This is a genomic window from Rhodococcus sp. D-46, from assembly GCF_011290655.1.
GTDB lineage: Bacteria > Actinomycetota > Actinomycetes > Mycobacteriales > Mycobacteriaceae > Rhodococcus_F > Rhodococcus_F qingshengii.
Genome location: NZ_JAANTF010000010.1, coordinates 232,340 through 246,917, shown reverse-complemented (window position 1 = coordinate 246,917; position 14,578 = coordinate 232,340). Strand labels below are relative to the sequence as shown.

General features: G+C 61.3%; 12 protein-coding genes and 3 pseudogenes. 8 read left to right on the top strand and 7 right to left on the bottom strand.

What is annotated here, in order from left to right; genetic code table 11:
* Positions 1 to 131 precede the first annotated feature (131 nt).
* Positions 132 to 1,217: pseudogene (locus G9U53_RS25795) on the top strand (ADP-ribosylglycohydrolase family protein).
* 126 nt (positions 1,218 to 1,343) lie between these two features.
* Positions 1,344 to 1,466, top strand: coding sequence for a hypothetical protein (locus G9U53_RS34080; protein ID WP_278251750.1), 123 nt, complete (start codon positions 1,344 to 1,346; stop codon positions 1,464 to 1,466).
* A 385-nt stretch (positions 1,467 to 1,851) separates the two neighbouring features.
* Here the strand turns inward: G9U53_RS34080 and G9U53_RS25790 are convergent, their stop codons facing one another.
* Positions 1,852 to 2,859 (bottom strand): YafY family protein, encoded by a 1,008-nt coding sequence (locus G9U53_RS25790; RefSeq protein ID WP_165639476.1) that lies wholly within the window; start codon positions 2,857 to 2,859, stop codon positions 1,852 to 1,854.
* 81 nt (positions 2,860 to 2,940) lie between these two features.
* Between G9U53_RS25790 and G9U53_RS25785 the strand changes: the two genes are divergently transcribed.
* On the top strand, positions 2,941 to 3,525 hold the full coding sequence (locus G9U53_RS25785) for a VOC family protein (protein WP_165639475.1): 585 nt from the start codon (positions 2,941 to 2,943) through the stop codon (positions 3,523 to 3,525).
* Between the two features lie 406 nt (positions 3,526 to 3,931).
* On the opposite strand, the gene G9U53_RS25780 is transcribed toward G9U53_RS25785, so the two are convergent.
* From G9U53_RS25780 to G9U53_RS25775, 3 genes are all read right to left on the bottom strand, one after another.
* On the bottom strand, positions 3,932 to 4,324 hold the full coding sequence (locus G9U53_RS25780; RefSeq protein ID WP_242692731.1) for a hypothetical protein: 393 nt from the start codon (positions 4,322 to 4,324) through the stop codon (positions 3,932 to 3,934).
* A complete protein-coding gene (locus G9U53_RS33345; RefSeq protein WP_207624591.1) occupies positions 4,299 to 4,586 on the bottom strand; it encodes a hypothetical protein in 288 nt (95 codons plus the stop codon). The genes G9U53_RS25780 and G9U53_RS33345 overlap by 26 nt, the downstream gene beginning before the upstream one ends.
* 179 nt (positions 4,587 to 4,765) lie before the next feature.
* Positions 4,766 to 5,647 (bottom strand): LysR family transcriptional regulator, encoded by an 882-nt coding sequence (locus G9U53_RS25775; protein WP_165639586.1) that lies wholly within the window; start codon positions 5,645 to 5,647, stop codon positions 4,766 to 4,768.
* 156 nt (positions 5,648 to 5,803) lie between these two features.
* On the opposite strand from G9U53_RS25775, the gene G9U53_RS25770 reads away from it, so the two are divergent.
* Positions 5,804 to 6,556, top strand: a complete 753-nt coding sequence (locus G9U53_RS25770) for an SDR family oxidoreductase (RefSeq protein WP_165639474.1) — start codon at positions 5,804 to 5,806, stop codon at positions 6,554 to 6,556.
* A 46-nt stretch (positions 6,557 to 6,602) separates the two neighbouring features.
* Entirely contained in the window at positions 6,603 to 6,926 is a 324-nt protein-coding gene (locus G9U53_RS25765) for a nuclear transport factor 2 family protein (protein ID WP_165639473.1), read from the top strand.
* Positions 6,927 to 7,023: 97 nt separating this feature from the next.
* Here G9U53_RS25765 and G9U53_RS25760 read toward each other — a convergent pair.
* Together G9U53_RS25760 and G9U53_RS25755 are read right to left on the bottom strand one after the other, a co-directional pair.
* A pseudogene (locus G9U53_RS25760) lies at positions 7,024 to 7,221 on the bottom strand (transposase); the annotation flags it as partial.
* 306 nt (positions 7,222 to 7,527) lie between these two features.
* Positions 7,528 to 8,672 (bottom strand): annotated as a pseudogene (locus G9U53_RS25755) (IS3 family transposase).
* 149 nt (positions 8,673 to 8,821) lie between these two features.
* Between G9U53_RS25755 and G9U53_RS25750 the strand changes: the two are divergent.
* The 3 genes from G9U53_RS25750 (at position 8,822) to G9U53_RS25740 (ending at position 12,739) form a co-directional block, all read left to right on the top strand.
* Positions 8,822 to 9,190 (top strand): site-specific integrase, encoded by a 369-nt coding sequence (locus G9U53_RS25750; protein ID WP_207624590.1) that lies wholly within the window; start codon positions 8,822 to 8,824, stop codon positions 9,188 to 9,190.
* Positions 9,191 to 9,714: 524 nt separating this feature from the next.
* Complete coding sequence (locus tag G9U53_RS25745) at positions 9,715 to 11,319, top strand: ABC transporter substrate-binding protein (protein WP_165639472.1); 1,605 nt, start codon at positions 9,715 to 9,717, stop codon at positions 11,317 to 11,319.
* A gap of 67 nt (positions 11,320 to 11,386) precedes the next feature.
* Positions 11,387 to 12,739: a serine hydrolase domain-containing protein gene (locus G9U53_RS25740; RefSeq protein ID WP_165639471.1), complete on the top strand. Its 1,353-nt coding sequence runs from the start codon at positions 11,387 to 11,389 to the stop codon at positions 12,737 to 12,739.
* A gap of 1,095 nt (positions 12,740 to 13,834) precedes the next feature.
* Here G9U53_RS25740 and G9U53_RS25735 read toward each other — a convergent pair.
* On the bottom strand, positions 13,835 to 14,572 hold the full coding sequence (locus G9U53_RS25735; RefSeq protein WP_165639470.1) for a helix-turn-helix transcriptional regulator: 738 nt from the start codon (positions 14,570 to 14,572) through the stop codon (positions 13,835 to 13,837).
* Between the last annotated feature and the right edge of the window lie 6 nt (positions 14,573 to 14,578).

Genomic DNA, 14,578 nt, shown 5'->3' with positions numbered 1-14,578 from the left:
TCCTGTCGGGCACACCACCTGGGCCTCGAACGGAGTAACGGCCTGGACTTACCGTCCAGCCCTGGACGATGAGCCCTCGCACAAGTGCACCGGTTGCGACCCCAGACTGAGTCCGGGATAGAGGAGTTTCCATGGCATTACCTTCTGCTGACGATCCCGCCGCCGAGCATGCCCGTTACGGGAATGCTTTTGTCGGGCTCGCGGCCGGTGACGCGTGGGGTTTCCAGGTCGAGTTCCGCAGGTACGCGGACATGCCGGCCTACCCGGTGCCTGCGCCAGCAGGTGAGTGGATGATCAGCGACGACACCCAGATGACTCTCGCGCTGCACGACGCACTCGTAGAGGTCTCGGACTTCGCCGACATCCCCTCAGTCACCGACTCGATCGTCCGACACTTCATCGCATGGGAACTCGATCCCGAAAACTTCCGCGCCCCGGGCATGACCTGCATGGGTTCCTTGGCGAATCTGCGCGGCGGCGCCCAGTGGTACGACCCGGACGGGGCCTTCAAGTCCGCCGGTTGCGGTGCGGTCATGCGATTGGTGCCCGCCGCGTTCGCACCGGAACCGTATTGGCGGGGCGTGAGCGCCCTTCAAGCTGTGATCACCCACAAACACCCCCGCGCAATAGTTCCCGCGCTGCTTCTGGCCGACGCGGTCCGTCACGCGCCGCAGCGCCGCGGCAGATTCCTCGAATTCGCTCGGGCCTAGGCAGCGCGAATCTACGAAGGTGTCAGCGAGTGGTTGAGCGATACGTACTTGGCGGAGGTCCTCGCCCCGTATCGAAGGGACATGCCATCGGTACTGGTGGATGGGCTCAACGATGATGTAGTGGATATCCTCGGTGCCGCAACTCGGGCACGGGATCGACTCGCCGGGATCGATGTGGCCGCGTTCGGTGATCCGTGCGCCGATGTCGGTGAAGGGTGGGAATCCGCCAGCGCGGTTGCCCTCGGGCTGCTCGTTGCGGATCTGGCGACTTCCGCCGACGGTGATGATGGTGCGCCGCTGACCGGGCCCGCTGCACTGGGGTGGGCGGCAACCAGTAACGGTGACTCGGACTCCATTGCCTGTATTGCCGGCGCGGTTATCGGGTCGGCCCACGTCGTGCCGGACTACTGGAAGCGTGCCGGTTTGGTGCCCAAATTCGAGCCGAGGTACACCGCTGAGTTGGAGGCCGCCGCACTGCGACTGCCCGGAGAGAACACGAAAAACTGACCGCTGTCGCAGAAGAGTTCTTCGGGCACCTGACGGAATGAACTCTCTCCAGTTGGGTTGAGCTAAGCGAGTACCCGCGGGACTGAGCGATACCTTTGTCGCGTTCAGTCCTGACGGACTTCCGATGTGAGTGCGCGACTGCAGCTGTTCGCCGACGAGATCGCCGCAAGCAGGCCAGCGGGATCGCTCTCCCGCGCGACCGTGGTCAATCTGAACAAAGCACTCGCGATCGCACTCGGACTGCCCTGAGCGGCAACTATCGGGTCCGTGAATTCGAGCGATCAAAGGGTCGGGGGCAGCGATGCGGAATAAGTTCGCGCATCGTCTCGTTAGAGAGGCTGTCGGTGTTCGGCTCTTTGCCCCGGGTACCACCCCAGAAATGCCGCTTCGAGCGGCCACTTGCCGAGAGGCGCAAGACGGGCACTGACCCTGTGAAGCCGCTGGACCCCGTTTTTCGGGGCTGGCGGCTTCGTCATATCCGGTGGCGATCAATGGCGGCCGGGTAGGTCGACCTCATCGGAGATCTTGTCGTTTCGCAGCCCTCGAAAGCGGGGTTGTGCACGGCGGTCACTGACCACACCCGGTCCGCCAAGGGGACTTCGCCAACGAACGCCGCGCACTGCCGGGCGCCTGTCTACGACCCAGGGAGCATTGCGTTTGCTCGGCGACTGGGCGTGGGTGCGGGTGCGGGTGTGGCGAGGAGGAGCCTGGATCCCCAGTCCTTCACGAGATCGATGGCTTCGGGTGGTCCGTGCACGATGAACGGCGCGCCTATCGAGACAAGGCAGAAGGTCGCCCAGTCCAGGGATTCGGCAGCGATATGGACCTCGCACGATCCGCGGTCGACGGCGGCGACGGTGCCATAGTGGACGATCTCGGCCCTGACCCGTTCCGCGGAAGCCTGGATGGTGGCGTGAACCCGGTACCTCGACGGCATCGACCCGATCCGGTCGCGGACATATTCCACTGGATCGCCACCGGGCAGGTCACGCGGTGCGAATCGTGCGCCGGTGCGGCGTGGTTGGGTGATCCGGTCGATTCGGAAGGTGCGCCAGTCGGTGCGATCGAGATCCCAGGCCACCAGGTAGAGGCGGCTTTCGACATTGACAATCTGATGGGGTTGGACGGTGCGATGCGACGTGGCCGCGTCGCTGCCGCGGTAGGAGAACGAGACAGTATCGGCGTCCCGACAGGCCAGCGCGAGTGTGGTCAACGCGGTGACATCGTCGATCCCGGCTCCGTGACATCCATCACCGGTCGGGGTCGCGACGGTCCGCAGACTGTCGATCCGACGACGGATACGAGTGGGAAGGACCTGGACGATCTTGGCCATAGCACTCATCGCGGCTTCTGCGGAGGCAGGGTGGACGCCGGTGGCGATCTCCTTCAGCCCCAGCACCGTCGCGGCAGCCTCCTCCTCACCCAGGACCAGTGGCGGCAGGCAGGCACCCGCACTGAGCTGGTAGCCGCCGCCGGTCCCGCGCGTCGTGACGATCGGATAGCCCAGCTCCTGGAGACCGAGCACATCACGCCGGACAGTTCGCTCACTAACATCGAGCCGACGCGCGAGGTCGGCGCCGGACCAGTGGCGACGGCTCTGCAGCAGACCGAGAAGCGCAAGGGTGCGAGTACTGGTGGACACACCCCGATACTAGGTGCACTTGTGGCCACAGACTGTCCGCAACTGCGACGAATCTTAGGGCACCAACCGAAAGGAGAAAGCATGTTTACCATTCCCGCCGCTCCCCCGGCGCCCGCCGGATCCGCAACGGTCGATCCCTTCATCTGGACCGACGACGCTGCAGGCCTGCTCGACTTCCTGGTCGATGTGTTCGGGGCGATCGAGGTCGCTGAGGTGCGGACCGCCGACACCGACGGCCTGATTCTGCATTCCGAACTGCGGATAGGCGATTCGACGGTGACGATCGCCGATCGCAAACCGGGCTGGCCGTATACGCCGTCCTTCGTCCGCGTCTACGTCGACGATCCAGACGCCACGCTGAAACGAGCCGCCGCGCGTGGTGCGCGGATCGTCACCGAGCCGACGGATTTCTGGGGCGACGTACTGTCCCGGTTCGCCGACCCGTTCGGCCACCTGTGGTGGGTGTATAAGCACAATCCGGGTAACGCGTTCGGGGATGAAGGATCGGCGGACGAAACCGGCGGCGGCGACTGGCGCCAGGCCGATTCCGCCGAGGCCGGTACCGGCGAGCAGTCCTGGGAATCGTTCGCGACCCCGGAGTTGACCGCCGTTCATTCCTCGCTCATGGAAGCGATGGCGTCGCTGAAGGATCCCCGCACCCGCTGACCCCGTAGACAATGCCCTGCGGCGCATGCGCCGCAGGGCATCCGTCATTTCCGGGGCAAGGACTTCCGGGCCCTCCACTTGTGGCCGCATATCGTCCGCAACGGAGGTTTCGATCGTCCGGGACCCCATCGAGAGGCAGGACGTGATCAACACCCGGAAATTGACCAAGACCTTCCACGGTCCCGGCGAATCAGAAGGCCGCGCGGTCGACGGCATCGATCTGACCGTCGCACGGGAAGAAGTCTTGGCGATCCTCGCCCCCTACGGGGCCGGTAAGACGACCTTGATGCCTCCCACTCCTTGCGCAGCCAGCGCTGATTCTCCACTACGTGGTGGAAGTCGTAAGACCTGGTGGCCGAGAGCTTTTCGACGGCGTCGGTATCTCCGGCTGCCTCGAACTCGGCCACTACTGCGGCTTGCTCGAGGTCGAGCTGTCCGGCGTCGAGGGCGGCGCGGGCTGCCTCGGCCTTTCCAACGCCTCGGCTGTCACGTCCTTTTTGTTCATCGCGAGGGTCTTGGACACCCTCGTGATGGATGCTCCGAATTCGAGCATCTGCGCAACCCCTCGGGTGTGCTGAGCTGCGGTCAACCCTTTGCGGTGCCGGTTGGCGGTGATCTGCTTGCCGATTCGGTCGAAGGCGCGCGCCTTGCCGCTTCCTTCGGTGTCGGGGTCGATCACGATGGAGATGGTGGTCAGTCCGGTTTCGCGGACGGCGAAGGTGCGGCGCTGACCCCGCGGATCGTTCTCCGGTTGTAAGGGTGTGTCCAGGACGTCACATTTCTGCGTGCTCGAATCCAACGTCAGTCATAACTATTACAACGAAGGTGACTGGCTCAACATCAAATTCGAATCGTACGACGCCAATATCGAACCCTCGATGGGTACCGTGGAATACAAGAGCCCGAACTGGAGGAAGACGGGTACGGGTGATCAACACTTGCAGCCTGTAGCGGCCGCCGTTGTCTTGGACGTAGTGGGTGAAGCACTCGTTCTCGTATCCGCCGCGTTCTTCGGTGCGGGGTATCACGACAAAGCTTGCGGGAGCGGCTGTTTCGGTCATGTGGCTGCCTTCCCGGGAGCCCGTGAACTCGCTTCCCTGTCACCATGTCGAGTGCACCACGTCGACTGCTTCCATCAACTACACAGGTCTGGGAGAATGGCAGGAACGTCGATCCCTAAGGCGCGTCCCCTGTGACTGTCGCGGGAAAGACAAAAGGCCAACGCGCAGACCACGACCGGTCATCCGTTCAGCAACGCACTACGCGCGGCGGAACTGGTGTGCGGCAACCACAGAGCTTGAATGGGCACCATCGGTGCGTCGCCCAAGTCCAGTACGGTCACCCGCCCACCCAACGCTGGACCCGTAGGGGCGGTGACCAGCGCGACGTAGTCGTTGCCCACAACTGCTGTCACCGGCGGCGTCCCTTGAATGGGATTGATGACGAGCGACGGCTCGAATCCCGCTCTCCGGCAGGCTGAGACGAGGAAGTCGGTATAGAAGGAATGCAGAGGAGGACCCCAAACGATCAGAGTCGATTCCGCGATATCGGCGAGTGTCAGGTCCTTTCGTCCTGCGAGAGGATGGGCGGAATCGACAGCGAGCCGGAGTCTGTCGTAGCCAAGAGCGGCCGCAGCGAGATCCGTCGGGGTACTGACCCCGCGGCGCACCCCGACGTCGATCGTCCGCTCGATCAATCCTCGTTCGATCTCATCGGGAAACATCTGCCGAACCGTGATCGAAACCTCTGGCATCGACCGGCGCACGGGCGTGACCAGTTCGAATGCTTCCTCGGAGGTGATCGCCGGGGTATGCCCGACCATGAACGCCGATACGTGTTCGTGCGCCGCACGGCGGGTGGCAGCTGAGAGCGATTGCGTCGCTGCCAGCAAAGCGGGTGCGCCTTCTCGGAGTTTGCGACCGGCCGCAGTGAGAACCACATTTCTCCCCTGCCGGGTGAAGAGTTCGGTTCCGACCTCCTTCTCCAGCAAGCGCATCGCAGCGCTCATCGCTTGCTGAGACATGAACAGCGAACGAGCCGCCTTGGTGAGGCTTCCATGGTCCGCTGCAGCTACGAACTGCGCTAGTCGACGCAGATCGAGCGGCGAAGTCGGCCGCCCCATATCGGCGCCCTGGCCTTCCACCGAATTCTCCCTTCCTGACAATGCACACCCCTAATAGACAATCATCCATTGTCGATAGACACATATTATCTGCTTATCAATTGTGGATCGAATCCGTAGCGTGATGTTGTCACACTGTCGATACTAGGAGCGAACATGTCGAATTCACTGCACGGAAAGTCAGCGATCGTCGCGGGCGGCGCCAAGAACCTCGGAGGCCTCATCAGCACCACTCTCGCAGCCCAGGGCGTGAACGTCGCCGTCCACTACAACAGTGACAGCAGTGAAGCGGATGCGAACAAGACAGTGGCCGCGGTCGAAGCTGCGGGAGCCAATGCCGCGAAGTTCCAAGCCGATCTGACCATCCCCTCACATGTCGAACGACTCTTCGACACCGCGGTCGACGCTTTCGGAAGCGTCGACATCGCCGTCAACACCGCCGGCAAGGTCCTACGGAAACCGATCGTCGACACTTCCGAAGACGACTACGATTCGATGCTCGACATCAACGCCAAAGCCGCATACTTCTTCATCAAAGAAGCCGGCAAACGCCTCAACGACGACGGCAAGGTCATCACCATCGTCACAGCACTACTTGCTGCGTTCACCGACGGATACTCCACCTACGCAGGAGGAAAAAGCCCGGTCGAGCACTTCACCCGAGCTGCAGCCAAAGAATTCGGTGCACGCGGAATCTCCGTCAACAGCATCGCCCCCGGCCCCATGGATACACCGTTCTTCTACGGGCAGGAAACACCCGAACGCGTCGAATTCCACAAATCGCAGGCAATGAAGAACCAGCTGACCCAGATCGAAGACATCGCCCCGATCGTCCGCTTCCTCGCAGACGAAGGATGGTGGATCACCGGACAAACGATTTTCGCCAACGGCGGCTACACGACCCGCTGACCCGCACCTAATCCGCCCTGCGCTACTCCCCACAGTGAGGACTCAGATGTCAGCCGAATTGCCTGTGCCCGTTACCCGTCTGATCGACGCCACCAACATCGGAGACACCGATTTGTTCCTCGACACCTTCGCGCCGGGCGGTGTCGTCGACGACTGGGGCCACGAATTCACCGGCCGCGACGAAATCGGTACATGGAGCGAAGCGGAATTCATCGGTAAGCAGGTGACGTTGTCCGTCCTCGGCTTTACCAACGCAGCCTCCGAGACCACTCTCACCGCGCAAGTCGGCGGAAACGGGTTCAACGGTCCCAGTACGCTCACTTTCATCATCGAAGGAGATGCGTTGTCCAGGATGAATATTCGTGCCTAACTCCTGAGTGTCTGAAACCTGGACATCACCCTGCACTGAGTGCACGGATCGATGCACGGATCGAGTACAGAACATTACTTCAGCGGCGGGCGAAGCAGATCAAAGCGGATCGGTGGTTCTTGCCTTCAGTGCGCTTGCGGTCGTGGTACATACGGGACTGTGGATCGCGCAGCGATGCGAACGCCGAAAGATACATGGCACGTTTGAGTCTGGAGTTTCCGCCATGCCGGTGGTATTCACCTTTGATCGAAGTCCACGATCGATGCGGTCGTGGTGCTACGCCAGCGTAGACGGCGCCCGGCCGGCATTGGCGAACCGGTCGATGCCGGAGACTTCCACGAGCATCGCCGCTAGGTAAAGAAATCGCATGACTGGAATGAAGAAGCTCGTCTATCCCTTGGGAGCAGCACTAATATTGCTGGTCCTGGCTGTTGCAGGTGTCATCTCGTGGGGCACTTTCGTTTGGCCTGCTGCGATCCTGGTGGTCATGGCAGTTGTGTTGGGTGAGGCCGAAGCGTCGAAGAGTCGACAGCCTCACACCTGATTCGACCGGGATGGATGGGATTGCATCCACTTCAGTTGACACGTGGGGTTGATAGTTTCAAGCCGCGTGAGCGGCCTCGTTGATTGTCTCAAACTCAATCGGGGTGAGCTTCCCGAGGCGCCGTTGCCGGTGTTTGCGGTGGTAGGTCTTCTCGATCCAGATCACGATCGCGAGCCGCAGTTGTTCCTGAGTAGACCACCGTTGTCGGTCGGGGACGTTCTTCTGCAACAGTGAGAAGAAAGATTCCATCGCGGCATTGTCACCGCATGCCCCGACCCGGCCCATGGAACCTTGTAAGCTGTTGTCGGACAATGTATGAATGAACTTTCTCGACCGAAGTTGGCTACCTCTGTCGGAATGTACGATCGTTCCGGCCGCACCGCGTATAGCGAGGGCATTGGTCAGGGCGTTCACAGCCAGCGACGCTTTCATTCGGGAGTCGATCGAATAGCCGACGATCCTGTTCGAGTACACGTCCTTGATCGCGCACAGGTACAGCTTTCCGGTGTCGGTCCAGTGTTCCGTAATGTCCGTGAGCCACAACTGGTTCGGTTTCTGTGCGGTGAACTTTCGGGCCACGAGGTCGTCGTGAACCGGTGGGCCCGATTTCTTGTTCAGTCCTCGTTTCTTCGCGAACACCGACCAGATACGTTGCTGCGAGCGCAGCCGAGCGACGCGGTTCTCGCCGGCGATGATGCCTCGCCAAGGTAATTCATCGGCGATGAATCGGTATCCGAAAGCCGGATCGTCGGCGTAAATGTCGTAGGCAGCGTTGATCAAATGTGCATCGTCCCAATCCCTCTGTGTCACAGGTCTGGCCTGCCATTTGTAGAACCCTCAAGTGGAGAAGCCGAGCACCCGGTAGGTCACCGTGACGGGAATTCCGTCCTCGGCGAGGTCACGGACCAGCGGGAACATCATTTTGGGTTGACGTCCCGGGACAGGTAGGCGACGGCGCGTCGCATCACTTCCGCTTCCTGCTCGAGCAGTCGGATCCGCTTCTTTGCTTCACGCAGCTCTGCGGATTCGTCCTTGGTCATTCCGGGCCGGCTGCCGCCTTCGATGTCGACCCTTTTGAGCCAGTTATGCAGGGTGGGCTCGGAGATTCCGAAGTCTTTCGCGATCTGGATCAGCGGGGCTTCGCGTTTGCGGGCGACCGCGACCACGTCGCGACGGAACTCTTCGGGGAACGGCTTCGGCATAGCAGCATCCTTCCACCGTGAAGATTGATCTTCACAGCTCAGATGTCAACCAATGCGGGGGCAGTCCCGGTCTCGAAAGGAACGCGTGAACTGTCTGCAGTTCCCGGGTCTCCGGCGGCCTTCGACTGTCTGGCCCGATACTTCGACAGATGCGGAACCCAGGGCCGGCCGAACAGATCTGGCGCACCCTCCGCGGTGATACGAGGCCACTGACCTATTGGGCCTTTCGCCGGATCATGCAGCGCGCCAAGGAGATCCTCGGCACCAACAGGACTCTGCACGATCTTCGGCATACTGCCGCGGTACGCATGGCGAACGACCCGCAGCTGACGTTGCCCGAAGTTCAAACGATTCTCCGGCATCAGCATCTGTCGACGACAGAAGGCTACTTGCAACCGCACATCGAAGAACTACACGACAAACTGCGCGAGCATTTCACTCGCCCACGCCCGCAAGTCTCGTACGCCGTGGGCTACCGCGACGAGGACATCGAGGCGGTGTTCGGTGCCCGCAACTGAGAGAGAACGTGTGGTGCGTCCGCAGGATCATCAGTATCGACTGCCGCGCCGAAGTTCACACGACCTGCCGTCGCCGCCGCCCCGCCCGAGCCTCGTTCCCTGCACCGCTACGGCGATCTCACCGACGCGCCGATCGTGACCATCTGCACGCCGTCGCGTTTGAGCCTGTAGCGCACCGTGATACCTGTATTGCCGCCGAGCAGAGACCCGACCAGCGCTGACAATCCGATCAATGTGGAAAGGGACCCCAAGGCAAAAACTCGGGAGGCGCCGATCAAAAGCAGTGAACGATTTCTGAGCCCACCGTCGGCGCGCCCGCGCACAACCTTTCTGACTTGCGACCACCAAGGTAGCGAGGGTAAGCAGGCGTCCATTCAATTCTCGTGGGAACGAACAAAAATCATTTCACCTTTCCGGTGAATCAGCCGAGATGTGTCTCACGTCCTACGTCAAAATCTAACGGACACCAATCAACCGCGCCCGTGCCAAACATGTTCGGGCCCCGGTTCCTTCACGGAGGCACCATGAAACCACTCTCCTATCGAACACTTGCAACAGCCGCAGGGCTCGCCCTCGTGTTGTCAGCCTGCAGTTCAGGAGGCGCATCCCCTAGCGCCGACGGCGGCGGCGCCCCTCTCTCCGATGGAACATTCCGGTATGCATTGTCGGCTGATCCCGGCGCGCTCAACCCGATCATGTCCGCTTCCGCAGCAACCGCTGAAATTTCGAGATTGACCTACGACTATCTGATCTACCAGGACCCCGTCACCAGCGAGATCGGAAAGTGGCTGGCGGAGAAGTGGGAGGAAACCCCAACGACAGCATCCTTCACCATCCGGGAAGGAGTGACGTGCACGGACGGGTCCACGCTGACCCCACAGACCGTCGCGGACAACATCAACTTCGTGGCCGATCCCGACAACGGTTCACAACTCCGCGGAACTTCCGTCCCGGTTGGCGCGTCTGCGACGGCCGACCCGGCAACCCGCACCGTCATCGTCACCACACCGGCGCCCAGCCCCTTCCTGCTTCTGAACGTCGGACGTCTCCCGATCATGTGCGACGCCGGTTTGAGGGACCCTGCCGCCGCGAACACCAAATCCTTCGGCACCGGAATGTTCGAACTCGCAGAGGTGCTGCCCTCGGACCACTTCACCTTCGAACGCCGGGCAGGTTACAACTGGGGACCCGACAGCACTACCTCCGACACACCCGGAGTCCCCAAAACCGTTATTGCAGCATTGGTTCCGAATGTCAGTACCGCGGCCAACCAGCTTCTTTCGGGCGAGTTGAACGCTTCCCCGATCGGCGGTCCGGACAAAGACCGAGTCGACGCCGCGAATTTCGCTTCGGTCAAACGCCCGATGCCCGCCGGTCAGATGTACTTCAATCAAATCGCCGACAATCCGACCAGTGATCCCGCCGTACGAAAAGCCCTCGTCCAGGCTCTCAATTTCGACGACCTCGCCCAGGTCATCACGGCAGGTCAGGGCACCCGTGCAACCAGCCTCACCGCCGTCGAACCGCGTGCCTGCGTGTACGACTCCGTCGCGGGCAACATTCCAGACTTCGATCTGACCGCAGCCAAGTCAACCCTGGACTCCGCTGGCTGGACCGCCAGCTCGGACGGCAAGCGAAGCAAGGACGGAAAATCGCTGAACCTACGTCTGTTCTACGGTGGCGGCGACGAACCGCGCAATGCAGCAGCAGAACTCGCCCGAGCTGCGTGGGTTGATCTCGGTGCGAATGTCGAGGTTTCGAGTGGCGATCAGAACAAGGTCGTCGACGTCATGCTGAGTGGTAAGGACAACAATCAATGGGACATCGCGTGGATCCAGATCAACACATCGCTCCCCAGCGCGTTCACCCCGTTCTTCACCGGCCCCGCGCCGGCCGCGGGCAAGAACTTCTCTTCGATCGACAATCCGTCCTATGAAGCAGCAGCAACCAAAGCGTCCGGGCTGACCGGCGAAGAAGCTTGCAGCGCCTGGGCGGAAGCAGAATCGGAGATCACCAAGACGACTTCGGCCGTGCCGTTCGCCAACTCAGATATGAACGTGTACTTCAACAAGGCCGGACTCGCCTTCGGCACCCTGTTCATCGGCTCCGCACTGCGCCTTTACCAGTAACGACAAACCACCCGAACTCTCCCCGATTGAACCTTTTGCAAGAGCTAGCGAACTCGAGGAATCAAAGATGCAAGAACAGCTTCAAGAACTCGTCGATCAGTGGAGGGTCGAGGCAAACATCCCCGGCGTCTCGGTCGGCATCGTGCACGGCGACAAGGACATCGTCGTCACCAGTGGCATCGAGAGCGTCGAAACCCAACTCCCGGTCACCGACAAGACGATGTTCATGATCGGCTCCACCACAAAGGTGTTCGCCGCAACAGCCGCGATGGCACTCGTCGAGGACGGCCTACTCGATCTCGACACCCCGTTGGTCGAGTACGTCCCCGAACTGACCTTCGCCGACGAAACAGCCACGCGCACAGTCACGATGCGTCACCTCCTCACCCACACCGGCGGATTCACCGGCGACGCGGGCCTCTCGGCAGGCTGGGGCGAAGACGCCCTGGGACGCTCGGTTTCACGGCTGAACGAACTGCGACAAGAATTTCCCGTCGGAGAAGTCTTCTCCTACAGCAACTCCGGATTCGTTCTCGCCGGACATGTCGTGGCCAAGATCAGCGGACTGACCTTCGAAGAGCTGGTCAAGCAGCGCGTGCTCGACCCCCTCGAAATGAAGAACTCGGCCTTCCTGCCCTGGGACGTGATGACCCACCGGTTCGCACTCGGTCACTACATCCGCGACGGTGTGCCGTTCGTGTCCAACGAAACCGGGCTGGACCGCGGCATGATCCCTTGCGGCGGAATGTGGTCCTCGGTGCGAGACCAACTCGTCTGGGCACGTTACGCACTGTCTGGCGAACACCCCGGCGAAGGACAGCCGCTCGACGAGTCCACCCGGTTGTTGATGCAGAAGCCGCAGCGTCCCGCCGCGATGATGTTCGAAGAAGTCGGCCTGGGATGGCTGTTGACTCGATACGGAACCACGCAGGTAGTGCGGCATGGCGGAAACGTGAGCAACCTCCAGGTCTCCGAGTTCATGACAGTGCCCGAGAAGAACTTCGCCGTCACCGTGCTGACCAACGCCCTCGGCGGCGGAATCGGCAAGAAGATCGTCGACTGGTGCATGGCCAACCTCACTGAACTACCCACGCCGGCATCCCTGGACGTGGTCGAGCCCGAACCCGCTGCCGTCGACGCAGTCCTGGGCAAGTATCAGGCCGGCTCACTGACGATGACCGTCGCCCCCGGTGACGAGGGAATCGGCATCCGGATGGGCAGCGCGCAGGATCTCGGTGAATACGAGGACATCGTCTGGCCGCCGGCAATCCCGATCGCCTTCCTCAACGACCGTGACTTCGCTGCGCGCGCCGACACCACCCGGGCGTTGGGACGCTTCGTCACCGACGACACCGGTCGCGCCGTGATGCTCGAATTCCGCGGCCGCACCGCCAAACGAGTCCACGAGCCCGTCAAATAGCGCAAAGCCTGCATCAGCGGCTCGCATTCAGTGCGAGCCGCTGCACCGCACCGCTCGGCGAAGAGCGCGGCGCAAACCAACTTCTCGCCGAGCTATTGCTCGCAGGTCGGGGGCACCCTCCACGGTGCGCTTCGAGCAGAACCGGACGCGGCATACTACTCGAGGTCCGATGAGCTCTGCGGGTGCGGGACACCCACCAGTACTTGCCATGCTCGAATCCGACGGCGGAACCGTCCTCGTACCGATACCGGCCGGGGCTCGCCACCTGGCTGACCAGATCTGCTGATCCTCGCACGTTGCCGGTCGGCAGCCTGGCAGATCTGTGTGACCCCGGCTCGCTGACAAACATCCTCACACAGACCGAGCGCATCCTCGCCGTGGCCATCACCTCCGGCATGTACCAGATGGCAGATATTGCCCTCACCTACCAACTGACCGGACCATCATCGGACGCCGCACACCCAGCAGATCGGTTGCAAACAAACAATTTCCGCCCAAACCGCTCAGCACCCTCAAATCCAACGTACGACAGGACTTGGGCTGCCGCCGTAACGCGCACGCACTCGGCCTGCACCCAGACGCGATCAATAACCGAATCGCCGAGGTCCTCCGTCGCGATCCCGGACGGATCTCGACCATTACCGAGATCTCCGCGTCGTTAACAGGGCGCCCACAGTCAACGGCACCGCCACAAACTGCCACGACCGCCTTGGATTCGAAAGTAACGGCGTGATCATATCGATTCGGTGCGCCTAGCAGCGCAGGGTAGTTCCGCAGTCGATCATGCTGTAGACCACGGTGCAACATTTCATTTTCGGTCAGAACAACGATCTGAGCTTGCTGGACAGGAGAAGTCCGTACCGGCCAAGTTAGCGGATCGCTTCATTGGAGACCAGGAGCGTGCTAACGCTCTTCTCAGTATGAACCTGCGAGATGAACCTGTGAGACACGGCGCGCTGATCCTGCAGAGGTTCTCTCGTGCCCGACGTCGCGCGGCGGTGTCAACAGGTTCACGATGAGCGCCAGACAGATTAATCAATTCGTCCGGTGAGAAACGCGGTGCAACAACACTTATTGAGATCCACCGCGTCTTGCTCAGCCGTGCACCAGACGTGACACCAACTCGGTACGTGTATGCACGCTCGACTTTCGATACACGTGCTGGAGGTGGCTCTTCACGGTTGGGACGCTGATGAACAGCGCACGAGAGATGTCGATGTTGCTCGCACCCTGTGCCAGCAGTTCGACGACGTCGCGCTCCCGAGCAGATAATCTCCAATGTTCCGGCACTGCAGAAGAACTCGGGGCACTGGGCATTTGACCCAGCATGCAATAGGACTGTTCGACGAATCCATGAGACTTCTGCAGAAATTGCATCTCTTCCCTCGAGAAGTCACCGTCGCGGGCACTTCGGAGCAGGGAAACGCCCGCCACGATGCGCCCGGCATGACGCAGATACAGTTCAGCCTCGTATCGATAACCCATCGGGCGAAAGAAGCCGTCGTAATAGTCGGTCTTGTCGAAACGCTGGCCAATGTCGTTCGACGATGCGAGGTCGGCGCCCGATTCGGCGAACCTACGCGGATGAAAAGGGTCCAACTCGTGAAAGTGCCCGGTGTAGCGACCATTTTCCTCAGGACACACCCGATCGAATACGTGCATGTCGGCATTCATGCTGCGATCAACGGAATAGAAAACCATCCCGGACACGCGAACGAACCTGGCAAGAAACTCCATCGCGTTGCGTTTGAATTCGATGTTGCGAGCGAACTCGTTGTTGCGTCTGATCGGTTGGAGATTCGGTGCAACGAGATCCGACCGAACCACCGACATATCGCG